Source organism: Methylobacillus sp., from assembly GCF_036844465.1.
GTDB lineage: Bacteria > Pseudomonadota > Gammaproteobacteria > Burkholderiales > Methylophilaceae > Methylobacillus.
Window position 1 is genome coordinate 1 of sequence record NZ_DAIUFW010000003.1, and the last position, 24499, is coordinate 24499.

Genomic DNA, 24499 nt, shown 5'->3' on the forward strand with positions numbered 1-24499 from the left:
CCTTGCGGCGATGCTCGACCCAGGCATCGAAGACGTTCTTGAAGGTGTATTCGCCAGCGAGCTTGGCCGCGTGCCGCCGTTGATCGCGTTCGATCTGGGGATCGATCCCCCTGGCGAGCAGGGCTTGGGCCTTGTCCCGCTCGGCGCGGGCCTCGCGCAGGCTGAGGGCGGGATAGCCGCCGAGGGACAAGCGCTTCTGCTTGCCCAGCCAGTAGTATCGGAAGATCCACGACTTGCCGCCTGCGGCAGAGACCATCAGGCCCAGGCAGTCGTTATCGGAGAGGGTGTAGCGCTTGCCGGTGGTTCTTGCCTGCCGGACTGTCAGATCAGAGAGTGCCATTTCGAGGCTCCTAAGTTATGACTTAGGCCCTATGCTCGTCATGGTTCCCGCTCAGCCCCAGCAACTATCCGGTAGCCGTCCCACCCGTATTCTTGTGCCTCAATTGGTCACTCAAAAACGGTAGCTGTGGGTGGATTTCCGTGGCGCTCGCTGGAATGAAAAAAGGGGCCAAAGCCCCTCTTTTCAACGACTTACAGACGTCAGTAGAAGTCTGTAGATCACTATCTGGAGCGGGAAACGAGTCTCGAACTCGCGACCTCAACCTTGGCAAGGTTGCGCTCTACCAACTGAGCTATTCCCGCATCGAAAGAAGGCGCTATTCTAAGGATTTTCAGGTTTGTGTCAAGCATATTTCTGGCACTCATCCGGCTTTCATGCGCGGCCATGCGGCCTTCAAATAATAAACCATTGACACTAATGTCAAAAATGCCGCGATATAAATCAATACATCGCCGAAGAGACGGATATTGACCGGGCCTATAGGGTCGTCATACAGCAGAAATAAAATCGCCGCCATCTGCACAGCAGTCTTGACCTTGCCGATATAAGCCACCGCAACGCTACCGCGTTCCCCCAATCCGGCCATCCACTCCCGCAAGGCGCTGATGGCAATTTCGCGACCGATAATGATCAGCGCCACCACTGCGCCTACACGGTCCAGCTCAATCAGCAGGATCAATGCCGCAGCCACCATGAGCTTGTCCGCCACCGGGTCCAGGAAGGCGCCGAAGGCGGAAGTCTGGTTCAGCGCACGCGCCAGGTAGCCGTCGAACCAGTCGGTAATGGCGGCAAAGGCAAAGATAAAGGTTGCCAGCACGTTCTTGTCATGCAGGGGCAGCGTGCTTTCCGGAAAATAGAAAATACCGATAAAAATCGGGATACATAAGATACGCATCACGGTCAGGCTATTGGGAACATTCCAGAACATCAGTGCAACTCCTCGTAAATTTTCTGTGCCAGCGCCTGGCTGATGCCGTCCACCTGCGCAATTTCATCCACGCTGGCGTTCTTGACACCATCCAGGCCGCCAAACCGCGTCAACAGGCTCTTGCGGCGCTTGGCACCTATGCCGCTGATGTCTTCCAGGCTTGAATGCATTCGAGCCTTGCCGCGCTTGGCGCGGTGGCCGGTAATGGCGAAACGGTGCGCCTCGTCACGTATCTGCTGCAAAAGGTGCAGCCCCGGATGATCCTTTTTCAAGCCTATCGACTCTTCACGCTCGGGGAAGAACATTTGTTCCAATCCCGGCTTGCGCTCCTCGCCTTTGGCAATGCCGACGAGCTGGATATCCGCCAGCCCGACTTCGTTCATCACCTCGACTGCCACACCTAATTGTCCCTTGCCGCCATCAATGAACACCAGGTCGGGACGCTTGCCCTCGCCTGCCGCGACCTTGCGGTAACGCCGGGTCAAGGCGTCGCGCATGGCGGCATAGTCGTCGCCGGGCGTAATGCCGGTGATATTGTAGCGGCGATATTCGGAATTCTGCATGTTGCCTTTGTCGAATACCACGCAGGAAGCCACGGTCGCCTCGCCCATGGTATGGCTAATGTCAAAGCATTCGATCCGCTCGGTGCCTTCCGGCAGGTCCAGCGCCTCACGCAGGGCTTGCAGCCTGGCTTGCTGGTTGGTTTGCTGAGCAATGCGCTGGCTTAATGCCAGCTCCGCATTGGTTTGCGCCATCTTGAGCCAGACACGCTTGTCGCCGATGGGGTTGGTATTGATCTTGATCTTGCGCCCCGCTTGTTCGGAGAATACCTCCTCCAGCGCTTCAGTTTCCAGCGGCACGCCCACGATCAGCAAAGGAGGAATCGCGCCCGCCATGTAATGCTGCTCCAGAAATGCCTGCATGGTGGTTTCCAAGTCGGCGCCGTCCGCATTTCGCGGAAAAAAGCTTTTATCGCCAAGATGATGTCCGCCGCGGATCATGACCAGATTCACGCACCATTGCCCCTGCAGCTCGGCGCAGGCAATCACGTCGGCATCGCTAACGTTGAAATCGCTGACGAACTGCCTGGCCTGCACCTGGCGCAGGCTCTGGATGCGGTCGCGGTACACGGCGGCCAGCTCATATTCCATCTGCTCGGCGGCCTCGTTCATCTTCTCGCCAAGCTCATCCATCACCTGCTGCTCCTTACCTTGCAGAAACAAGCTCGCATGCATCACGTCACGACGATAATCCTCTTCCGTGATAAAGCCGACGCAAGGCGCTGTGCAGCGCTCGATCTGGTGCAACAGGCAAGGTCGTGAGCGGTTGGCGAACACGGTGTTCTCGCAGGTACGCAGGCGGAAGACTTTCTGCAATAGCTGGATGCTCTCGCGCACCGCCACGGCATTGGGAAAAGGGCCGAAATAGCTGTTGCCCTTGCGCTGCGCGCCGCGATGGAAAGCCAGTCGGGGAAAAGCGTCGCCAGTCAAGGCGATATAGGGATAGGACTTGTCGTCGCGAAACAAGACGTTGTAGCGCGGCATGAAGCCCTTGATGAGGTTGTTCTCCAGCAGCAGCGCTTCCGCTTCGGAACGCGTCACCGTGGTCTCGATGCGCGCGATGTTGGACACCATCAGGCGCGTGCGCGCCGAAGGCAGGTTCTTCTGGAAATAGGAAGACACCCGCTTTTTAAGGTCGCGTGCCTTGCCCACATAGATCACCTCGTCCTGGGTATTGATCATGCGGTACACGCCAGGCAGGTTGGGCAGGTTTTTCAGTATTGGTTTGGGGTCAAACATGGGGATTCCTGGCTGCCGGAGCATCATGCCCTCAGCAGCCATCAGTCAATCAATCGCTGTCCAGCAACTCACCAGCGATTGCCCAATTCTCGCCTTCCACTTCCTGGAAAGTGATGTAGGTATAGGATTTGGGCTTGTGGGCAATCCGCTGCAAGGTATCCGTGATTTCCTCGGCAATCTTGGCCTTTTGCTCGCGGCTCAACGCTCCGGCTATTTTGATATCGACGTAAGGCATTTCATATCCTCCTGGTGTGTTAACAAGGCCCAATCCCTGCAATCAATGCGCATGGCCATGTCCGTGGCAATGATCATGATCATGTTCATCCGGGTGGTGGGCATGCTTCGTCAGCCAGCAATCGCCATGGCCTGCGGCACTGTCGATATGAATTTCCGGCTGCAATGTCACATGCTCAATATTGAACTGCTCATCCAGCATGTGCCCAAGATTGCCCAGCACCTCCTGCCAATCCTGCATATCAGCCAGCACGATATGCGCAGACAACGCAGTTTTCTCCGAAGAAAGCGACCATATGTGTAGATGATGCACGCCATGCACCTTCTCAATCCGGCCCATGGCCTGCTCCACGTTCTGGATATCAATATGGTGCGGCACGGCCTCCATCAGCACATGCAAAACCTCTGCCAGCAGGCGCAGGGTGGACATCAAGATCAGCACGGAAATAAACAGGGAAAGCAGCGGATCCACCGGCATCCAGCCGGTGAAATAAATCACTGCTCCGGCCACGATCGCGGCCACCGACCCCAGCAGGTCGCCCATGACATGCAGCAAGGCAGCGCGGCTGTTCAAGCTGCTATGCCCTTTATGCAGCATCCGCGCCACAATGATATTGACCACCAGGCCGACAAAGGCAATCAACATCACCTCGCCGCCCTGCACGGGCTGCGGCTGCATCAGCCTTTGCACTGCCTCATAGACGATATAGGCAATCACCGCCAACATCAGCAAGGCGTTCACCAGCGCCACGATAACCTCGGCACGCCCCAGGCCGAAATTATGCTTGAGCGTTGCAGGTTTGCGGGCAATCCAGCTACCTATCCACGCCAGAGCAAGCGCCAGGGCATCCGACACCATATGGCCTGCGTCGCTAAGCAGCGCCAGTGAACCAGTCCACCAGCCGCCAATCGCTTCAACCGCGGCAAAGCCTGCAATCAGCAGTAATGGAAGCAGCAACGACGGCTGGTTGCCGCCGTGCGTATGGTGATGGTGGTGATGGGCGCTCATAAAGGTGTAATGCTAGCAGGCATGAGCAGGTCGTGCCATCCTGAGATGATGACCGCAACAGATAAGCTAGCTTTCGGCACAATCGCCTGTATCTATGTTTTTAGACCATCCGAATCAAGCATGGGTGAATAAAACGAAGGCAAGATCGCAGCAATGAAATGATGAATGGATTAGATGGTGAAAATTTAGAGTTCGGCATGCCGCTGAAAGACAGATATAAGCGGCTGGCTAAACCAGATCAGGTGCGCAGGCGAGATTTCCAATAACCTGGCCGTCGTGATTGGTGAGCTACGGCAATAATTAGTGCGACTTCATCTCGCACGATAAAAACCACATCATAAGGAAAACGCCTCATCAACAGACGCTGAATTTTTGTTCTTCTTGATGTATATGGATGCGGCACTGAAGGAATTGGGAACTGGCGCAAAAGAGCAATCACCCCTATAAGCTCCTTGGCAAAATCTTCTCCAAGTCCAAGTTTTTCTGAGTTATACCAATCAGCAGCAGCTTCGGCCTCTTCAGCCGCCGCTGGGTGGAATCTAACAATTCTCACTATAGCTGTCTGATGCGATGCAAAATGCGCTCAACCACATCATCTGCATCAAACAGACTTACTGTACCAGAATCAATTTCTGCAATACGCTGCTCTATTTCCATTGCCCACGCTTGCTCCACGCCAATATCAGGCGGCCCATCCAAACTTGCCAAGATGTCATGCGCCAGTTCAGCGCGCTCCTTTTCAGCAAGGCCAAGTGCCTCGCTTCGCAACTGTTCAAGTGCCATGCTTGCCATGAGTGCGCTCCTTAGATCGTTGCTCAATAGTACCTCAAACTTCTCATCTTTGTAGTGAAGAAACCAGGCTAGTATAAGTGCGCCGCACCGCCCATCCGCACTCCATGAACACTTCAATAAAAGGTGAGTATGCCCTACGCTGGCTAACTAGGGCTTGTGTCAGGCCAAGTAGGGCAGCGGCTCTGGAACACATTACAGCTCAGATCAATCGAGTCTGACCCTTTGATATGCTACGCTGGCTGTATGCTACGCTGGCTGGATTGAATAGTTATGCAGCAATATAAATTTGCTGAGCATATGGCAACTCACCTTGCTGAACGAGATTGAAAAAACCTCTTTCTATATCTACGGCTCTGTATGTGCCATTGTAGTAAGTTTGGCTGATGGTAATACACTCTTTGCACCATGCGTAATAGGCTAGGCTATTGCTTTTTGTGACCCCAATTTGAGTGGTTGTTTTTAGGGAGTTTAATGCCTTGCCATGATTTGTGTTATTCAGGCGAGAAAGTAATAAATCAAGAACACAGTGATTCTGCGGGTCTAAAAATGCGATGATTTTTGAGATAAAAGATATGCCAGAAAATTGCGGCATTTTAAGGAGGCTAATGCTTTTTAGGGTTGGAATTGCTCCGCCTGAAACCAAAGCCTGAAATTGTTGAAGCTGGTTGGTTGTTATCTTATTTCTAAATTTATTAACCCGGTATGTTTGATAGCCAGCATTGGCATTGCCCCAATAGATGATATTAGCAAGACCATGCTCAATGTCTTGAGTGTTACTTGAGGTAAGTAAACTCCGAATATGTGTTTCTACTACACCGATAGTGTCTGCATTTATTGCTGTATTTGTTGTAAAGTCAAAGTAAACTGACGGAAAGGTATAGCCTAATATGGAGGTCTGCAAATCAGAAACCTGATTGGATGTAAGTGCCATGCTTAACTCCTTTGACGCGTAGCTATATTTAGACAGTCGCATCGTATTTGATGAGCTAGAGCTAAGTCAATGCACTTTCCAATGGTTTCAATATCAGCGAGCAAGACGCAAACAGGGAAAATCAAGGCAACAATCTCTCTCCATCACCACAGTAAATTTCACACCGGAACTGCAACGCTCTGTTTTATAATGCCGCCAACCTTTTTATCCCGTGTCCCATGCTCAGTTACCGTCACGCATTCCATGCCGGCAATCATGCCGATGTCCTCAAGCATTTCGTATTGCAGCAGGTTTTGTCTTACACCAACCAGAAAGACAAGCCTTACTGGTATATCGACACGCATGCCGGAGCGGGGATGTATGCGCTGGACCGTGGCTATGCCGTGCAGAATGCGGAATTCGAGCAGGGTATCGTGCGGTTATGGCAGGCTAATGATTTGCCCGCCCCGTTGCAGGAATTTGTTGATTTAATCAGGCAATGCAATTCCGCGCAGGCGCTCAAGCATTATCCCGGCTCCCCCAGCGTGGCGCAGGCGTTGCTGCGGGCCAGCGACCGCATGCGCTTATTTGAGCTGCACCCCAGCGACGCCAAGCTGCTCAGGCAGCATTTCAAGCCGGCTGGCCGCCAGGTGCTGATCGAGCAGGAGGATGGGTTCGCGGGCTTGAAAGCCATGCTACCCCCGCCACCGCGCCGCGCCGTGGTGCTGATCGACCCGCCCTATGAGGAAAAGCACGATTACCAACGCGTGATTGAGGCGTTGAAGGACAGCCTGCAACGCTTTGCCACCGGCACTTATTTACTGTGGTATCCATTGCTGCAACGCGCCGAAGTGGATTTATTAACGGACAGGCTGCACAAACTGGGCGCTGTAAGCTGGCTGCATGCCACACTCAGCATCCATGCGCCTGCCGAGGATGGTTTCGGCATGCACGGCAGCGGCATGTTCGTGATCAATCCGCCCTGGACTTTGCCAGAAACGCTCAAACAAACGCTGCCTTACCTGAAAGACAAGCTCGCGCTGGACGCAGGCGCGCAGTATACGCTGGAACACCATATTCCCTGACCTGCCGATATCTAGCCTTATCCAATCATTTATTTTGCTAAAAAGGAAACCTTGAATGGCTTCTCCCCAATCTCCCACCACCAGACCAAAGATGCATCCGCTCAGCGCCATCCTCTTTGGCAGCCGCTGGCTGCAACTTCCCCTTTATCTGGGCCTGATCGTGGCGCAAATGGTGTACGTGTATTACTTTATGGTGGAGTTGGTTCATCTGATCCATCGCCTGCCACAACTGAACGAAGCCGACATCATGCTGATGGTATTGGGTTTGATCGACGTGGTGATGATCTCGAATTTGCTGATCATGGTGATTGTCGGCGGTTACGAAACCTTTGTTTCCCGCCTTAACCTCAAGGGACATCCGGATGAACCGGATTGGCTGTCGCATGTGAATGCGAACCTGCTCAAGGTGAAGCTGGCGATGTCCATCATCGGCATTTCCTCGATCCACCTGCTCAAAACCTTCATCAATGTCGAGAACCTCGACGACAAGACCTTGATCTGGCAGACCGTGATCCATATGGCGTTTATCGCTTCCGCGGTATCCATTGCCTGGATTGACCGCATCATGGCGCATCCCGACAATAGCAACGCCCATTAATTAAGCAACCACTCATCTCAACCAGGCTGCCTGTGTCTGGTTGAGGTTTATTCCTCTTTCAATGCAATCCGATGCGTCGTTACGCTTAATCTCGGATTGCATTGAAAATAGAACTATCCCACCGCCCTTACCATCATCATCACAGCCACTACCAGCGCCACTGCGGCAAAAATCCTCTTCATAGTGGAAACGGCGAGATAAGCAGTCAGCCGCCGTCCGGTCAGCATTCCGAGCATCGCCCCGGCGATAAAGGGTATCGCCTGCACGATATCCAGGCTACCCCACCACAGAGCGCTGCCCAGGCTGGCGAGAGACACCAGCGCAATCACGCCCAGCGAGGTCGGGATCACGGCTTGCAGGCTCAGATTGGACAATCGCCCCAGCGCAGGCACGATTACAAACCCTCCGCCAACACCTACCAACCCGGACAAAAACCCCGCCACCGAGCCTGCGCCTATCAGTGACATAGAGCAGCGGCTGGTCCAGCGCAACCGTCCTGTATCAGGGTCCAGCAAGCAGCGCACATTGTCCCCTGTCTGCTGCTTTTTCTGCCGCAAGCTTTCCACAGCAACCACAATCAGCAATACGGAAAACACTGCCATCAACAGGCGGTTGTCCATCTGATGCGCCGCCCATAACCCCACCGGCGCCAATAACATGCCCAGCAAGGCCATGACGGCAGCAGCGCGGTAGCGCAGCATGCCCTGCCAATACCCGGCCATCGCGCCGATTGCAGCCGCCACGAATACGGCAGTCAGCGCGAGCGGCGCTGCCGCGGTGACATTTATGTCCGTGAGGAATACCAGCAAGGGCACGGCGAGAATGCCGCCGCCAGCGCCGGTCAGGCCCATGAGCAGGCCGACCAATATCCCCAGAATCACCAGCATCAACATAGACTTACTCCATCCAGCGAGCCAGTATTCGGTACACCAGCATGCCCGCCACCATTGCCAGCGAAAATATCAGCGGACTGATCAAACCGGTCAACAGGCTCGCCAGCGCAGGGCCTGGGCAATATCCAACCAGTCCCCAGCCTATGCCGAACAGCACGGCGCCCGTGACCAATTTGGCATCCAGCTTCCGGTTGGCGGGTATCTGCACTTCCTGCTGCAAGCAGGTGCTGCTACGATCTCGCATGAACCAGTAGGCCAAGGCCATCACGGGAATGGCGCCGATCATGACAAAGGCCAGCGACGGGTCCCATTGCCCCGTGATATCGAGAAATGCCAGTACTTTCTGCGGATTGGTCATGCCGGAAATAATGAGCCCAAGGCCAAACAGCAAGCCGGAAAGCAGCGCCGTGATTAATGGCATGATGCCCCCTCAGATCCAGTGACGAAAAATATAAACGGTTGCCATCCCGACAACCATAAAAAGCATGGTTGCCACGATGGAGCGTGGTGAAAGCCTGGCAATGCCGCAAACGCCATGGCCACTGGTGCAGCCGGAACCCATACGGGTGCCCAACCCCACCAGTAAGCCAGCTGACACCAGCAGGCCGATTTCGGTCGTCACCTGCATTTCCGGCAAAGGCGCCCATAGTGAATACAGCAATGGAGACACAATCAGACCGATCAGGAAACAAACCCGCCAGGCGCTGTCCTTGACAGAAGTTTTCAATATGCCGCCGAGTATGCCGCTGATCCCGGCAATACGCCCGTTCATACTCAGCAGCAATGCAGCAGCCAACCCAATCAATACGCCTCCCGCCAGCGAACTCAGCGGAGTAGCTTGTTGCCAGTCCACCATCATTGCGCCTTGCTCCTGCAAGTACGCACTCCCAGTAGGGCATAGGCAGGACATTTGCTCGCCAATCCAGTCAGCAATGGCAATACCCCGATCCAGGCCCAAACCGGTCCCTGAAAAAACGCTGCCCAGCCGATCAAGGCCAGCCCGATCAATATGCGCAATACGCGATCCAACTTGCCTACATTCACTTTCATGTCTTCATCCTTTTGATGCAGTTCAGGGTTCGACTCAATCGTCCTTTTGAGTTGAGTGATCGGGAGATGCCAGCCATTCGCGGCCCTTCAACATGATTTTCCAGTAGACGGGCGGCAGCAGTCTTTCCTTCAGCCACCAGGCCATGCGGGACGGACGCTGGCCATTGATGAACCAGCTCGGGAAACTTGGCAGCAGCTTGCCGCCATAACCAAACTCGGCCAGGACGATCTTGCCTCGCTCCACAGTCAATGGACAGGCGCCATAGCCGTCATAAATCGCCTGCATTTCCTGCCCCGCCAGTGCCGCAACGACGTTTTCGGCCACGACAGGCGCCTGTTTGCGCGCCGCAGCAGCGGTCTTGGCATTGGGTGCATTGACTACGTCGCCCAGCGCAAACACATTGGCATGCTGTTTGTGGCGCAAGGTATATTGATCGACCTCCACCCAGCCTGCTGCATCCACCAGCGGACTGGCGCGAATAAAGTCAGGGGCCTGTTGCGGCGGCACGACATGCAACATATCGAACTCCATTTCCAGCGTACTATGCGTGCCGTCAGCGGCAGCCACATCGAACCAGGCGCGCTTGGCTTCGCCATCCACCTTGGTCAGCTTGTGCCCGAAATTGAGATGGATACCGTAGCGCTCAACATATTCCATCAAGGCTGGCACATATTCTTTGACGCCGAACAGCACGGGGCCAGTGTTGCAGAAATCGATGCGGATATCGCGCAGATGTCCCGCGCGCCGCCAATGGTCGGCAGCCATGTACATGGCCTTTTGCGGCGCTCCAGCGCATTTGATCGGCATCGGCGGCTGGGTGAATATGGCCCTGCCGCGTTGCAGCTGACTGACCAGCTGCCAGGTATAGGGTGCCAGGTCATAGCGGTAGTTCGAAGTCACCCCGTTTTCGCCCAGAGTGTCCACGAGGCCCTCAATACCGTGCCAGTTCAGCTTGAGGCCGGGACATACCACCAGCACATCGTAGGAAATCGGTCGGCAGCCTTCCAGCAGGATGCGGTTCTGGCTAGGTTCGAATGCGGCCACTGCCGCCTTGATCCATTTGACGCCAGGCGGGATGACGGAAGCCATGGTGCGCACCGTGACTTCCGGCTTGAACACCCCTGCGCCGACCATGGTCCAACCCGGTTGGTAATAATGGATTTCTGCCGGGTCGATCACAACGATATCCAGCTTGGAGTCGCGCGCCAGCAGGCTGGATGCCGTGGCAATCCCCGCCGAACCCGCGCCCACGATGACCACCTGGTAATGGCTAACGTTGCCAGGCGCCATGCTGCCGCCTGCCAGCCTGTAGGTCAGGCCGCTCAGGTCGTAACCCGCCGATTTAGCAGCTGAGAGCACTGTCGTCAAGCCCAGTTGTGGCGCCTGACTCAGGCCCCACAGCGTCACGGCGCGCATGCCGGAACGACAATAGGCCAAGGCTGGCTTGGCAGCCGCAGCATAAGCCTGCGCGAACGCCTGGACATCTTCATCGGAAACCTTGCCGCTCTCGACAGGCAGATAGACCATCTCGATGCCTGCCTGCCTTGCCAGCGCCTGCAGCTCGTTGAATGTCGGCTGGTCCGTGCCCTCGCCATCGGGACGGTGGCACAGTATCGTCTTATATCCCGCAGCGGCCAGCTCCGGTATGTCCTGCGGGAAAATCTGTCCGCTCACGCCAAGGCCGGCTTCTATCTGCTCTATCTTCATATCATCCCTATCCTTTGAATCCCATACCGGCCAATCACCGCATGGTCACGACACACGCCCGCATGCCTGATTGGCTGGCAGGGCAACATCAATCTGCTTGGGATAGGCAAGCTTGAGTTCCGCCATCAATGCAATGAAATCCTCGCGGCTGCGCCCGCCTCCCAGGCGTTGATTGTGCAGGCGCTCGTGCCCCACTGTCGAGTAAAAATTCCCATGATAGTCATGCCCAGGGTATACCTTGGTGTCGTCCGGCAACGTGAAAACCTTCTGATGGATGCTGTCGTACAGTTGGCCCGCATCCCCCATCTGGAAGTCCGTCCGGCCGCAGCCGTCGATCAGCAAGGCATCGCCGGTAAAGACCTTGTCACCGCAGACATAGCTGACGCAGCCATTGGTATGGCCGGGCGTATGGCGCACCTCGAAATCCAGCGTGCCGACGATAATATGCACACCGTCCGTCACCAGCAGGTCCCCGCACATGGCGCCCGCATCGCGGTGCACCACGCTCTTGCTGCCCAGCTTCTGCCGCAGCAGGTCGGCTCCGGTGACGTGGTCGGCATGCACATGGGTTTCCATGGTGTATACCAGAGTGTAGCCACTTGCCTGTAACTCGGCGATATAGGCATCCACTTCCGAGGCCACCGGGTCGATCAGCACGGCCTGCTTGGTCTTGTCGCAACCGACGAGGTAGGTATATGTCGAGCTCAACGGCTCGAAAAATTGCTTGAACATGGCGATCCCTCACAACAGGTTGATAGGTGATACTCAGCAAGAATGGTGCCCGCAAGCCAAGCAGCGGATTAATCCATAAAAATCAACCACTCGCTGTTTTTCCGCTCAAATTGGAGTGTTTCAATTTTTATTATGAAACATTGCTGCAATGTTTCATAATACCAATGTAACCTTAAATGAAACATATACCATGCAAACCTCCCTGGCCGAACAAATCGCGCAACTCATGCCGGATGCCGCCGTCGTTGCCGTGGACCAGCATTGCAAAGTCCGCTACTGGAGCCCGGGCGCGGAAAAGCTGCTGGGCCTGCCGGCTGCCGCCGTTATGGAAGAAGCCGGATTGACAAGCGACCCCTGCAACAGCTGCCAGTCGGCATATGAAGTTGCCCCGCATGACAAGGTGGATGGCCGGATCATTACCCTGCAAACCGCAGGCGGACAACGGCGCGTCGTCAAGAAATACACCATGCCGCTATTCGACGCGGAAGGCCAGTTCGACGGCGGTATCGCCGTCCTGATCGCCTACCCCACCATCCCCCAGGAAGACGTTACGCAGCCTGTGTCTGGCAAGCCTTATCACGGCATGATTAGCCACGATAAAGCCATGCAGGATGTTTTCCTGATGATTAACCGCGTCGCGCGCACAGACCTGCCGGTGCTCGTGCGCGGCGAATCAGGCACGGGCAAGGAACTGGTCGCGCGCGCCATTCATGAAGAAAGCCGGCGCCAGGGACAGTCGTTCGTCGCTATCAACTGCGCGACGCTCAACCCCAATATCCTCGAAAGCGAGCTGTTCGGCCATGTGAAAGGCGCATTCACCGGCGCGATACGCCAGCATGTCGGCGTATTCGAGCAAGCGCGGGGCGGCACCCTGTTTCTTGATGAAATCGCGGAAATCCCGCTGGATCTGCAAGCCAAGCTGCTGCGCGTGCTGGAAACCGGGGAATTCACTCCGCTGGGCGGCGAACAGCGCCTGATCGCCGACGTGCGCATCATCACCGCCACCCACCGCGCCTTGCGCGAGGAGGCGAAATCGGGGCGTTTCAGGCACGACCTGCTTTACCGTCTGCGCGTAATCCCGATCTTCCTGCCGCCCTTGCGCGAACGGCGCCGCGACATCCCTTTGCTGGCGAAACACCTGCTGCGCGAACAGGCCAACGGTAGCCCGGTGCCGGAACTCACGTCCGCCGCCATGGAACAACTATTGCAATACGACTGGCCCGGGAATGTGCGGGAATTGCGCAACGTGCTGAGCTATGCCTGGGTCATGTCCAACGGCGCCAGCATTGATGTCCAGCATTTACCCGCGGAGTTGCACGGCTCTTTATCCAGCAGCAGAAGCACAACGCCCGCCCACTCCTCGCGCAAACGGCTGGAACAGGAAGAAATCCAGGCCGCCGTGGAGCGCCATCACGGCAACCTGTCGCAAGTGGCCCAGGCCTTGGGAATCAGCCGTACCACCTTATGGCGCAAGCTGAAGCAACAAAACCCAAATCAAACCACCGAACATTCGGAAAACTTGGACGCCTCCTGATATGGCTCAAGCCAACCGTAGAAGGCCGAGAAAACCCGGCAACTTCATTTCTGCTCCACGGAATCGCGTCCGGCAAACAACTTGGCCAGCCAGTCGTCCATCAGGGCTTTCTCATAACGCAGGACATCCGAGCTGTCCGGCACGCTGCGCATCTGGTAGAGGAGATCGGTCAGCCGCTCACTGCCTTCCCGCACCACGTTCCCAGCGGCATCGCACCATTGGTAACTCAACTCGATCCGTGGGGGATAAATATGCCGCACCATGCGGATGGATTGCCCTGGCGTATTCCACGGTTCGAAACCGCCTGCCATGTCGATATCCTTGATCTCGATGCGCAACTGCTCGCCCGGCGCAAGATAAGTTGCGGCTTTTTTCACCACATGCTTGCGGAACTGGTCGAGATACCCCTGGTTTGGCGGCCCATGGTCAGTGCTGGACATATCCGTGAACTTCTCCGGCGAGATATATTCAAGCGCTACCGGCGACTTGCTCGGCTCTGCCGCAGATGCAGCCAGGCATGCCAGCAACAACAGCAGGAAACCCGTGTATTTCATTTTCAGCCTCCTTCTCGCTCTGTTTTAGATAAGAAAAGATGACAATAAAATGTCAATTTGATGACATAAACCTTTCAATCATCTTAATATTCATGGCTTCAAAAGGTGCTTGCACGAATCTACCCTCGTTAAGCTTTCTCAACCAATAACAATCAATTGCCTGCCACGCGCAGCAAAACCGGCCACCCTCAGGGAAAAATAACTCATGCATCGATTGGTTCGAAGCAGCCTTTACATCCTCGTCATTGCAGCAACAGCCCCGGCTATTGCCGCGCCTTTTACTGTCGCCTCCCCCGAAGCCTCCAGCCAGAAAAAACTCAAGATAGAGGCAGAATTCAAAGACACAGCAAACAAGGATACCCTGATCCTGCCCAAGCTGGAGTTGACTCTACCCGTCCAGCAAGGCCTGCATGTGGCAATCAAGGGGCATCTGCGGACAGTTGATAAAACCAATGCTCCCTCCGAAACCGGGCCGGGTGATATTGAGCTGAAAGCAAAATGGAATTTCCACCCAGCCGGTGAAGGACAAATCGCCATGACCATAGAGCCCATGCTATCACTTCCCACAGGCGACCATGATCGGGGACTGGGTAATGGCCATACCGGCATAGCGTTGCCATTGATCCTGGGCTACAAGACCGGGCCATGGGAGCTGGGCAGCGAAATCGGCTATGAGTACATCTTCGGCGGCCATAAACATAAGGAATATGCAGGCGTACTGGCCATGCGTCGAATCACGCCCAGCCTACGGCTGGGCAGCGAATTTGTCGTCGAGGCAAAAGACAGGGATTTTCACCATCTCAGCACCCGCGCCAACATCGGCTTCAAACTCAAAGTCGGCGCGAACGGCGAACTTGACGGGTTGATCGGGCATGAACTCCACGCCATAGATCATCACGAAGAAAAAAAATTCAAGATTTCCTATGCGATCAAATGGTAAGAGCAATGGCCCATCATCAGTCGAATTAAAGCATTCCACCTCAATAAACTACTGGTTCCCTTCAAAACAAAAAAGCCGCTTTACGCGGCTTTTTCCATATTTTCAACAACCTGACTATATCAACCCGCCACTTCAGCGATCGGGATGATCTTCCGGGTGTATTCCGGCATCTGGTCGAAATTGAGGTATTTGTAGATGTTGTCGGCGTTCTTGCTCAGTTTGTCGCCTACGGTATCCAGGTATTCCTGCTGGGTCGGGATGCGTCCCAGACGGGCGCATACGGCGGCCAATTCAGCAGATCCCAGATAAACCCGCGCATCCTTACCCATGCGGTTGTCGAAGTTGCGGGTCGAGGTCGAGAACACGGTGGCACGGTCAGCCACGCGCGCCTGGTTGCCCATGCATAGCGAGCAGCCCGGCACTTCGGTACGCGCACCGGCTACGCCGAATACTGAGTAAACACCTTCGTCGCGCAGCTGGCTTTCATCCATGCGCGTAGGCGGCGCGATCCACAGGCGCGTCGGGATGCCGCCAGCACCTTCCAGCACCTTGGCAGCGGCACGGTAGTGGCCGATATTGGTCATGCAACTGCCAATGAAGACTTCGTCGATCTTGTCGCCCACCACGGCGGACAGTGGCTTGATGTCGTCTGGATCGTTCGGGCAGGCCACCAGCGGCTCCTTGACCTCGTTGAGGTTGATCTCAAGCACATAGGCGTATTCCGCATCCTTGTCGGCTTCCAGCAGTTGCGGGTCAGCGAGCCAGGCTTCCATCGCCTCGATACGGCGCTGCAGGGTGCGCGCATCTTCATAGCCGTTATCTATCATATTTTGCATCAGCACGATATTCGACCTGAGAAACTCGATCACCGGCTCCTTGTTCAGGTGCACGGTGCAGCCGTTGGCGGAACGCTCGGCGGAAGCATCGGCAAACTCGAACGCCTGCTCCACCTTGAGGTCGGGCAAACCCTCGATTTCGAGGATACGGCCGTTGAAGACGTTTTTCTTGCCCTGCTTGCCTACCGTCAGTTCGCCCTTCTGGATCGCGGCATAGGGAATCGCGTTCACCAGGTCGCGCAGGGTGATGCCAGGCTGCATTTCACCCTTGAAGCGCACCAGCACGGATTCCGGCATGTCCAGCGGCATCGCGCCCATCGCGGCGGCGAACGCCACTAGGCCGGAACCGGCCGGGAAGGAAATGCCGATCGGGAAGCGGGTGTGCGAATCGCCGCCAGTGCCGACGGTATCGGGCAGGATCAGGCGGTTGAGCCAGGAATGGATCACGCCGTCGCCGGGACGCAGGCTGACGCCGCCACGGCTGGAAATGAATTCCGGCAGACTGTGCTGCAGCTTGATATCGACTGGCTTGGGATAGGCGGCGGTGTGGCAGAAGCTCTGCATCACCAGGTCTGCCGAGAAGCCGAGGCAGGCCAGTTCCTTGAGTTCGTCGCGCGTCATCGCGCCGGTCGTATCTTGTGAGCCGACAGTGGTGATCTTGGGTTCGCAATAGGTGCCCGGGCGCACGCCCTTGCCTTCAGGCAGGCCGCAGGCGCGTCCTACCATCTTCTGCGCCAGGGTGTAGCCCTTGCCGGTGTCTTCCGGCGCAACCGGCTGGATGAACAAGTCTGAAGGCGGCAAGCCCAGCAGCTGGCGCGCATTGTTGGTGAGACCACGGCCGACGATCAAGGGAATGCGTCCGCCCGCGCGCACTTCGTCCGGCATGGTCAAAGGCGCGAGATCGAAGCTGGCGATTTCCTCGCCTGCGGCATTCAGCACCTTGCCGTCATAAGGGCGTACCACGATCACGTCGCCCGTGTTCATCGCGCTCACGTCGCACTGGATAGGCAAGGCGCCGGAGTCTTCGGCGGTATTAAAGAAGATAGGCGCGATCTTGCCGCCCAGCACCACGCCGGCGGTGCGCTTGTTCGGAATATAGGGAATATCGTTGCCCATGTGCCATTGCACGGAGTTGATCGCGGACTTGCGCGAAGAGCCGGTGCCGACCACGTCGCCGACATAAGCCAGCGGCAGGCCTTGCGCCTTGAGTTTTTCCAGGGTCTGCAAGCCGTCCGCCATCTTGTTAATCAACATGGCCTTGGCGTGCAAGGGAATGTCGGGGCGCGACCAGGCTTCCTGCGCGGGCGAAAGGTCGTCGGTATTGGTTTCGCCGTCCACCTTGAACACCACCAGGCGCATCTCTTCCGGCAGCTTGGGGCGGCTAGTGAACCATTCCCCGGCAGCCCAGGATTCGATCAGCGTCTTCGCATGGGTATTGCCTGCCTTCATTTTCTCTGCCACGTCATGGAAGGCGTCGAACATGAGGATGGTGTGCGACAGTGCCTTGACGACGTCAACGGCCAGCGGGCCGTCCAGCAAGGCGACCAGTGCCTGCACGTTGTAGCCGCCCAGCATGGTGCCCAGCAGCTTCACGGCATGTTGCGGGCTAACCAGCGGCGATATTGCCTCACCCTTGGCAATATCGGCCAGGAAGGCTGCCTTAACATAAGCTGCCTGGTCCACACCGGCAGGAATGCGGTTTTCCAGCAGGTTCAGCAGTTCCTGCTCCTCACCGGCAGGCGGATTTTTCAACAACCCGACCAATGCGGCTGTCTGCTCGGCATCAAGCGGCAAGGGAGGCAGGTCTGCTGCGGCGCGTTCTTCTACATGTTTACGGTAAGCGGTTAGCATGGTTTTCCATCAATTCTTGATTAATGCATGAATTATACAGGTTTGCCGCATGCTTATAAAACGCCATCCATGGAACATCTGCAGCGAACTTACCGTCTTTTGCCAGCTTTTACATGCAAATAAATCTCGTTTTCACCAAACTTGAACATCGTCGGCTTTTCATGCGAGTTGTAGTGCAGATTCATGATTTTGCCAATCGCAGATGTCAGGTAAAATCACGCTTTTCCAACGCGGATAGGCTGTCTGCACGCCACCAGCCAAGACGGTCCGCATTTACCGACATGCAAAAAGGTTTACTGATGGAGCTTACCTCGCTTAACGCGCTTTCCCCTCTTGATGGACGCTATCAATCCAAGCTCGACCCGTTACGCCCTTATTTCAGCGAATATGCGCTGATCCGCTTCCGCGCGCTGATTGAGGTTGAATGGCTCAAGGCGCTGGCTGCAGAGTCTGAACTCAAGGAAATCGCGCCGTTCAGCCAGGAAACCATCGCAGAGCTGGATAAGGTGATCGCCAATTTCGGTGAAGCCCAGGCTGCCCAGGTCAAGGCTATCGAATCCCGCACCAATCACGACGTCAAGGCGCTGGAATACTGGCTCAAGGAGCGTTTCGACGATAATCAGGAAATCCGCGCCGTCAGTGAATTCATCCACTTCGCCTGCACTTCCGAGGATATCAACAACCTCTCACACGCCCTGATGCTCAAGCACGCGCGCGACGAGGTATTGGTGCCGACCATCGACAAGATCATCGCCCGCCTGACCGAACTGGCGCACGAACTTGCCGATACGCCCATGCTGTCCCGCACTCACGGCCAGACCGCTTCTCCCACCACCTTGGGTAAGGAGCTGGCCAATGTGGTGTATCGCCTGCGTCGTCAGCGCGAACAGATCGCCAATAACGACATCCTTGGCAAGATCAATGGCGCAGTAGGCAACTTCAACGCCCACCTCTCCGCCTACCCTGATTTTGATTGGGAAAGCTTCGCACGCAACTTCGTGCAAGGCCTGGGCCTGACTTACAATCCCTATACCATTCAGATAGAGCCGCATGACTATATGGCCGAGTTGTACGATGCCATCGCGCGCATCAACACCATCCTGATCGACATCGACCGCGACATCTGGGGCTATATCTCCCAGGGCTATTTCAAGCAGAAAGTGAAGGAAGGCGAAGTCGGCTCCTCCACCATGCCACACAAGGTCAACCCAATCGATTTCGAGAACTCCGAAGGCAACCTGGGCCTGGCCAATGCCGTGTTGCGCCACCTCGCGGAAAAGCTGCCCATTTCGCGCTGGCAGCGCGATCTGACCGACTCCACCGTGCTGCGTAATATGGGGGTGGGGTTCGGCTATGCTCTGCTAGGCTACGATTCCTGCCTCAAGGGCCTGGGCAAGCTGGAAGTCAACCGCCAGCGACTGGCGGAAGACCTGGACAGCAACTGGGAAGTGCTGGCGGAACCTATCCAGACCGTGATGCGCCGTTATGGCGTGCCCAATCCTTACGAGCAGCTCAAGGCGCTCACGCGCGGCAAGGGCGGCATCAACAAGGAGTCCCTGCATGCCTTCGTTCAGGAGCTCAAGATTCCGGCAGAAGCCAAGCAAGCCTTGCTGGAGCTGACGCCTGCCACCTATACAGGCAAAGCCAGCGCACTTGCAAAATCGATCTAGGGAAACTCCATCTCTCTTAACCCGGGCCATGAGCGTATGTTCGCTTGCGCTCATGACCTGGTGCCTCCTGGCTGTTTCCTTCTGCCATGCGGCAGAAACCCGCTACAGCGTCGATATTGATGCACCTTCCTCTGTTGACGATCTCCTGAAAACACATATGGAAATCATGCGCTGGCTCAACAGTCCGCGCATGACGTCCATTGAATGGCACCGCCTGTTGCAGGTCGCCCCGCGCAATATTGAAGACCTGCTGGCGACAGAGGGCTATTTCTCGCCTTCCATTGAGCAAAGCACGGAAACCAATACGGAAGGCGAGACCATCAGGCACCGGGCAAAATTCACGGTGCAGCCCGGGGAACCAGTAACGATCCAGGAAGTGGATATCCGCTTCAACGGCCCCATCACACGACAAGCTGGCGAGGAATCACCCGCTCCCGCCAAGCTCATCGAGAACTGGACACTCAAGCAGGGTATGCGATTCAGCCAGGACAACTGGGCCAGCGCCAAGCGCAACCTATTGAGCGGGCTGATACTGCAACGCTATCCAAATGCCAGGATCACCAATAGCAAGGCAGAAATCGATGCATCCAGCAACAACGCCAAGCTGCTGGTGGAAATCGATAGCGGTTCCCCTTTTCGTTTCGGCACGCTCGAAATCCATGGCCTACAACGTTATCCGCGCAGCCTGGTCGAAAACATGAACCCGATCAAAGTCGGAGAAACCTATAGCCAGGCGCGGTTGCTGTTTTTCCAGTCCGAGCTGCAGGCCAGCGGTTATTTCAGCAACGTGGAGGTCATTTCCCGCACCGAGGATGCCGACCCTGAGTCCGCGCCTATTGTCGTCAACGTCACGGAAATGCAATCAAGGCAAATCGGCATCGGCGTCGGCGCCAGCACCAATACCGGCGCCCGCACGACATTCACTTATCAGGATCTCAACCTGTTCGACCGCGGCTGGCGCTTCACCAACACCCTGAAACTGGAACAAAAAGCGCAATCCCTCAATTCGCTGATCCGCCTGCCAACCGACAAGAACGGCTACCGCGACAGCTTCAATGCCGATCTCAATCGCCTGGATATCGAGGGCCAGACCACCTCCACCCTGGGTACCGGGGTAAAGCGCTCATGGGGGCCGCGCAGCTTCGAACAGACCATAGGCGCAGGCTATCTGCTGGAACACGTATCCGTCGATGGCGCGGAATCGCAGAACAATTATGCAGCTACCCTTTCCTACGGCATCACCTTGCGCCGCATCGACAATGAACTCAATCCCACGCGCGGCTACCTGCTCAATGCGCAATTCACCAGCGCCCCGCTCGATGTCATGGCCAACGGTAAATTTCTGCAAAGCTACGCCAAGACCCAGGCTTACTACCCGCTGACCCGCAGCACGCAACTCATCGCCCGGCTCGAAGGCGGCATCGTCAGCGGCGCCGATAACGCGCCCGCCACCTACCTGTTCCGTGCAGGCGGCGACCAGTCCGTGCGCGGTTATGCCTACCAGAGCCTGGGCGTCCCTGATGGCAACGCCATCGTGGGCGGACGCTATCTGCTCACCGGCAGCATCGAAGTCATCCAATGGCTGACCAGTCAATGGGGCGCCGCTGCTTTCGTGGATTTCGGCAATGCGGCCAACAATACCCACGACCTCAAACCCGTGTATGGCTATGGCCTGGGCGCGCGCTTCAAGAGCCCGGCAGGCCCGATAGGCGTGGATATCGCCCGTGGCCAGGAAACCGGCGAATACAGGCTGCACTTCAACCTGGGAGTCACCTTCTGATGATCAGGAAATTATTGCTCATCCTGCTGATGTGGTTCCTGCCCTGCATCGCACCTGCCTATGCATTGATCCAGCTCAATTCCAGCTTGCAGGACATGCACTATGATGCAGGCAGCATGGAAATCGACCTGTTGCAGTTTGACAGCAGCCTCCGGCTGCTGCCGACACGCGAAGGCCGGCTGCGTGTGGACAAGCTCCATGCCGAGCGCCTGGTCATTACCATGAAACCAGGCCAGCCAGAGGCTGCATCCAGTGACCCAGCTACCAGTTTGCCCGAACTGCCGGATACCATCCGCATCCCGTTTCCCATTGAAGTAGCGCAGGCATCCATTGACGAAATCGAGATCGTTTCCGGCAACAGCCGCCAAGTGCTGCGCCACGTCACTCTCAACCTGGCTGCGGACAGCAATACCATACGCCTGGAACTGGCGCGCGCAGAAACGCCCTGGGGCGGCATCACGGCCAATATCGCCTTGCAAAACCGCAAGCCGTTCCCGTTGACCGGCAATATCCACGTCAAGCAGCCGCAAGGCGACACGCCTTATGACTTAGATACCGTGCTTTCCGGCGACCTGAGGAATTTGCATTTCGAAATGCATAATCTGTTTGCAATGCAAGACCAACGGCCCGCCATGGTGGCTGTGGATAGCGCCCTGCCTGCAGCGGGGAAACTGGATATCAGCGGACAAATCGCCCTGGAAGGCGACTTGCCGCTCAAGCTCGATATCCGCCTGCGCGACCTGAACCCGAAGGCATTAGGCCAGGCAACCGATGCCCGCCTAAGTGCCGACCTCAACCTCAACGGCAAGCTATTACCTGCCGCCGACTTTCATCTGACCTTCAACAGCCTGGACAGCCAATGGCGCGGCCAGCCGCTGCAAGCCAAGGCCAGCCTGCGCCTGCTCGGCAATATCCTGGACAGCATCCAGTTCGATGCATCGCTGGGCGGCAACCATATCAGCGCCAAGGGCAATCTGGGCACGCCCGACAGCAAGCTTACCTGGCAAGCCACACTCCCCGCGTTGACTGCGCTGGGTTCGGCCTTTGCGGGCAAGGCCCAGGCAAACGGCACAATCAGCGGTCAATTCGACGATCTGAACGCGCAATTCCAGCTACTCGCGGAAAACCTGCGCCTGCCCGGCAATGTGACTGCGCGCAAGGTCAGCGGTCAGGGCGACCTGCACGCCCTGGGCAATCTCCAGGCAACACTCGATGCCGAAGGCCTGCGCATCAACCAGGGCAGCTTCATGGATGGCAACATCGCCCTGCATGGCAACCGCGCGCAACACACTCTCCAATTGCAGGCGAGCGGAACTGGCTTAAAACTACAATCCACCCTCACAGGCGGCATGGATACCACAGGCGCCTGGCTAGGAGCATTGCAGCAACTGGAATACCGTTCTGGTACCCCGATCAGACTACAAGCGCCAGCGCCTATCCGTTACGACGAGAACGGATTAGCCATCGATAATCTCGTGCTGCAATTCAACCAGGGCCGCATCAGCCTGGACGCCCTGCGGCAGAGGCCAGGCGGACTGCAAACCTCCGGCCAGATCCAGCAGCTTGCCTTGCAGGATATTCCGCCCCTGCTGTTTTCATTGCCCGCAAACCTCAAAGGCAACCCGGTATTTTCCGGCCAATGGAATATACATGCCCAGGAAACGCTTAACGGCAGCATCTCGCTGCAACGCGAATCGGGCGACCTCGCGGTCGTGCGTGAAGGAGAGCCGGATCAGCCGCTGGGCCTGGGAGAGGTCAAGCTGTTGCTGAGCATGGAAGCAAACCGCGTGCGTCTGGATAGCCATATCCAGGGCAACAAACTCGGCAATATCACCGCGCAGGCCAGCACCGTCGTCACCAGCGAAGCAGGCAGTTTCGACCTGCAAAACAATGCGCCATTGCAAGCCAGCCTGGCTGCGGATATTACTAGCCTCGCCTGGCTGCCCGCGCCCAATATCCACGCCGATGGCACGCTCAATATCAGCATCAACGCCAACGGCAGCATCGGCAACCCCAACCTCGACGGATATATCCGCGGCCGCAACCTGGCCATCAGCCTGCCAGCGGAAGGCGTCAACCTTACCCAGGGCCAGCTCGATGCCTCGTTCTTGGGAGACAAGCTGAACCTGGACACATTACGCTTTACCGGCGGCCAGGGCAGCATCAATGCCAGCGGCGATATCCGCCTGGTAGCTGGCAAACCGGAAATGGCCATCGACTGGACGCTGGACAACTTCACCGCCGCCGAGCGGACCGACCGCCTGCTGGTGCTGAACGGTACAGCCAAAACTGTCATGCAGGACAACCACCTTACGCTGGACGGCGACCTGCGCATCGTGCGCGGCCTGATCGAGCTTGCCGGCGAAGGCGCGCCGAAACTGGGCGATGACGTGGTAGTAATCGGTCGCGAGCGCGAAGAAGAAAGCAACCCGCTGCAAATCACGCTGGGCACTCTGAAGATCAACCTGGGCGACGAAGTCACCGGTATTGTCGATCCGGGCAAGCAATTCCTGCTGCGCGGCTTCGGGCTGGATGGCTACCTCACCGGCATCCTCACTTTATCTGGCAGCGTACCCGACAAGCTGCGCGGAGAAGGCTCCATCATGGTCGGCGGCACTTACATGGCCTATGGCCAGGTGCTCAATATCACCAAGGGCATCGTCAACTTCAGCGGACCACTGGACAACCCCGGCCTCAACATCATCGCCATGCGCCAGAACCAAACCGTGCAAGCTGGCGTGGAAATCACCGGCAATGTCCAGATGCCTACAGTCAAACTGATATCCAATCCCAACGTGCCCGATAGCGAAAAACTCTCCTGGCTGGTCTTGGGCCAAGGCTTGGACCAGGCTGGCAAGAACGAATTCGCCATGCTCTCGCTCGCCGCCGGCGCATTGCTTTCCAAAAGCGGCGACTCCGTCCCGCTGCAAACCCGCATGGCGCGCGCCGCCGGCCTGGATAGTTTCAGCATCGGCGGCAGCGATGTGGAAAGCTCCACCGTCAACTTCGGCAAGCGCCTTTCCTCAAATCTTTATCTCAGCTATGAAAAAAGCCTGACGGGCCTGCTCAATGTCGCCAAGCTCACCTACACCATCAGCAAGAGTTGGTCGGTGGTGTCACAGGCGGGGTCGGAAAGCGCCGTGGATGTGTTGTATACGTTCAAGTTTAAGTAAAAGTACATACTCAGACAGCATCATAGCAACCGCCACCAGCCGTACTACCTGCAACCATATAGTTGCTTATCGCCCTTGAACTC

Annotated in this window: 23 protein-coding genes and 1 tRNA gene; 7 read left to right on the forward strand and 17 right to left on the reverse strand. The window is 56.5% G+C overall.

Annotation, left to right across the window (positions count from 1 at the left end):
- From V7Z75_RS04350 to V7Z75_RS04390, 9 genes are all read right to left on the reverse strand, one after another.
- The coding region (locus V7Z75_RS04350; protein ID WP_334107399.1) for an Arm DNA-binding domain-containing protein at positions 1-340 on the reverse strand (340 nt) is incomplete at its 3' end.
- 226 nt (positions 341-566) lie between these two features.
- Positions 567-642 (reverse strand) — tRNA-Gly (locus tag V7Z75_RS04355).
- A gap of 59 nt (positions 643-701) precedes the next feature.
- Positions 702-1268, reverse strand: coding sequence for a CDP-diacylglycerol--glycerol-3-phosphate 3-phosphatidyltransferase (pgsA, locus tag V7Z75_RS04360; protein WP_334107400.1), 567 nt, complete (start codon positions 1266-1268; stop codon positions 702-704).
- Positions 1268-3067 carry an excinuclease ABC subunit UvrC gene (gene uvrC, locus V7Z75_RS04365; protein ID WP_334107401.1) on the reverse strand — a complete coding sequence of 600 codons (1800 nt, stop codon included), beginning with the start codon at positions 3065-3067 and terminating at the stop codon, positions 1268-1270. The genes pgsA and uvrC overlap by 1 nt, the downstream gene beginning before the upstream one ends.
- Before the next feature lie 49 nt (positions 3068-3116).
- Entirely contained in the window at positions 3117-3302 is a 186-nt protein-coding gene (locus V7Z75_RS04370; RefSeq protein ID WP_334107402.1) for a tautomerase family protein, read from the reverse strand.
- A 42-nt stretch (positions 3303-3344) separates the two neighbouring features.
- Positions 3345-4310 carry a cation diffusion facilitator family transporter gene (locus tag V7Z75_RS04375; protein ID WP_334107403.1) on the reverse strand — a complete coding sequence of 322 codons (966 nt, stop codon included), beginning with the start codon at positions 4308-4310 and terminating at the stop codon, positions 3345-3347.
- A gap of 238 nt (positions 4311-4548) precedes the next feature.
- Positions 4549-4863 carry a type II toxin-antitoxin system RelE/ParE family toxin gene (locus V7Z75_RS04380; protein ID WP_334107404.1) on the reverse strand — a complete coding sequence of 105 codons (315 nt, stop codon included), beginning with the start codon at positions 4861-4863 and terminating at the stop codon, positions 4549-4551.
- A complete protein-coding gene (locus V7Z75_RS04385; protein WP_334107405.1) occupies positions 4863-5102 on the reverse strand; it encodes an addiction module protein in 240 nt (79 codons plus the stop codon). Before V7Z75_RS04385 ends, V7Z75_RS04380 begins: the two co-directional genes overlap by 1 nt.
- A gap of 268 nt (positions 5103-5370) precedes the next feature.
- Positions 5371-6033, reverse strand: coding sequence for a hypothetical protein (locus V7Z75_RS04390; protein WP_334107406.1), 663 nt, complete (start codon positions 6031-6033; stop codon positions 5371-5373).
- 218 nt (positions 6034-6251) lie between these two features.
- Here V7Z75_RS04390 and V7Z75_RS04395 point away from each other — a divergent pair, with 218 nt between their 5' ends.
- Together V7Z75_RS04395 and V7Z75_RS04400 are read left to right on the forward strand one after the other, a co-directional pair.
- On the forward strand, positions 6252-7097 hold the full coding sequence (locus V7Z75_RS04395; protein WP_334107407.1) for a 23S rRNA (adenine(2030)-N(6))-methyltransferase RlmJ: 846 nt from the start codon (positions 6252-6254) through the stop codon (positions 7095-7097).
- 55 nt (positions 7098-7152) lie between these two features.
- Positions 7153-7695 carry a TIGR00645 family protein gene (locus tag V7Z75_RS04400; protein WP_334107408.1) on the forward strand — a complete coding sequence of 181 codons (543 nt, stop codon included), beginning with the start codon at positions 7153-7155 and terminating at the stop codon, positions 7693-7695.
- 113 nt (positions 7696-7808) lie between these two features.
- Here the strand turns inward: V7Z75_RS04400 and V7Z75_RS04405 are convergent, their stop codons facing one another.
- Genes V7Z75_RS04405 through V7Z75_RS04430 form a run of 6 tightly spaced genes read right to left on the reverse strand, consistent with a single transcriptional unit; the run spans position 7809 to position 12078 of the window.
- A complete protein-coding gene (locus V7Z75_RS04405) occupies positions 7809-8588 on the reverse strand; it encodes a sulfite exporter TauE/SafE family protein (protein ID WP_334107409.1) in 780 nt (259 codons plus the stop codon).
- Between the two features lie 4 nt (positions 8589-8592).
- Positions 8593-9009 carry a DUF6691 family protein gene (locus tag V7Z75_RS04410; RefSeq protein WP_334107410.1) on the reverse strand — a complete coding sequence of 139 codons (417 nt, stop codon included), beginning with the start codon at positions 9007-9009 and terminating at the stop codon, positions 8593-8595.
- A 9-nt stretch (positions 9010-9018) separates the two neighbouring features.
- Positions 9019-9447, reverse strand: a complete 429-nt coding sequence (locus V7Z75_RS04415; protein WP_334107411.1) for a YeeE/YedE family protein — start codon at positions 9445-9447, stop codon at positions 9019-9021.
- On the reverse strand, positions 9444-9638 hold the full coding sequence (locus V7Z75_RS04420; protein ID WP_334107412.1) for a YgaP family membrane protein: 195 nt from the start codon (positions 9636-9638) through the stop codon (positions 9444-9446). The genes V7Z75_RS04415 and V7Z75_RS04420 overlap by 4 nt, the downstream gene beginning before the upstream one ends.
- A 34-nt stretch (positions 9639-9672) precedes the next feature.
- Complete coding sequence (locus V7Z75_RS04425; RefSeq protein ID WP_334107413.1) at positions 9673-11346, reverse strand: TIGR01244 family sulfur transferase; 1674 nt, start codon at positions 11344-11346, stop codon at positions 9673-9675.
- A gap of 45 nt (positions 11347-11391) precedes the next feature.
- The gene (locus tag V7Z75_RS04430) at positions 11392-12078 is read right to left on the reverse strand and encodes an MBL fold metallo-hydrolase (protein ID WP_334107414.1); all 687 of its coding nucleotides are present in this window, start codon (positions 12076-12078) and stop codon (positions 11392-11394) included.
- A gap of 190 nt (positions 12079-12268) precedes the next feature.
- Here V7Z75_RS04430 and V7Z75_RS04435 point away from each other — a divergent pair, with 190 nt between their 5' ends.
- Entirely contained in the window at positions 12269-13612 is a 1344-nt protein-coding gene (locus V7Z75_RS04435) for a sigma-54 interaction domain-containing protein (protein WP_334107415.1), read from the forward strand.
- A 44-nt stretch (positions 13613-13656) separates the two neighbouring features.
- Here V7Z75_RS04435 and V7Z75_RS04440 read toward each other — a convergent pair whose 3' ends face one another.
- Positions 13657-14166 carry a DUF3016 domain-containing protein gene (locus tag V7Z75_RS04440; protein ID WP_334107416.1) on the reverse strand — a complete coding sequence of 170 codons (510 nt, stop codon included), beginning with the start codon at positions 14164-14166 and terminating at the stop codon, positions 13657-13659.
- Between the two features lie 205 nt (positions 14167-14371).
- Between V7Z75_RS04440 and V7Z75_RS04445 the strand changes: the two genes are divergently transcribed.
- Positions 14372-15106, forward strand: a complete 735-nt coding sequence (locus V7Z75_RS04445; RefSeq protein ID WP_334107417.1) for a transporter — start codon at positions 14372-14374, stop codon at positions 15104-15106.
- A 119-nt stretch (positions 15107-15225) separates the two neighbouring features.
- Here the strand turns inward: V7Z75_RS04445 and acnB are convergent, their stop codons facing one another.
- Positions 15226-17793 carry a bifunctional aconitate hydratase 2/2-methylisocitrate dehydratase gene (gene acnB, locus V7Z75_RS04450; protein WP_334107418.1) on the reverse strand — a complete coding sequence of 856 codons (2568 nt, stop codon included), beginning with the start codon at positions 17791-17793 and terminating at the stop codon, positions 15226-15228.
- Positions 17794-18092: 299 nt separating this feature from the next.
- On the opposite strand from acnB, the gene purB reads away from it, so the two are divergent.
- From purB to V7Z75_RS04465, 3 genes are read left to right on the forward strand one after another with little or no spacing between them, the layout of a single operon-like run.
- Complete coding sequence (gene purB, locus V7Z75_RS04455) at positions 18093-19463, forward strand: adenylosuccinate lyase (protein ID WP_334107777.1); 1371 nt, start codon at positions 18093-18095, stop codon at positions 19461-19463.
- A 52-nt stretch (positions 19464-19515) separates the two neighbouring features.
- The gene (locus V7Z75_RS04460; protein ID WP_334107419.1) at positions 19516-21243 is read left to right on the forward strand and encodes an autotransporter assembly complex protein TamA; all 1728 of its coding nucleotides are present in this window, start codon (positions 19516-19518) and stop codon (positions 21241-21243) included.
- Positions 21243-24416: a translocation/assembly module TamB domain-containing protein gene (locus tag V7Z75_RS04465; protein WP_334107420.1), complete on the forward strand. Its 3174-nt coding sequence runs from the start codon at positions 21243-21245 to the stop codon at positions 24414-24416. The genes V7Z75_RS04460 and V7Z75_RS04465 overlap by 1 nt, the downstream gene beginning before the upstream one ends.
- Positions 24417-24499 lie beyond the last annotated feature (83 nt).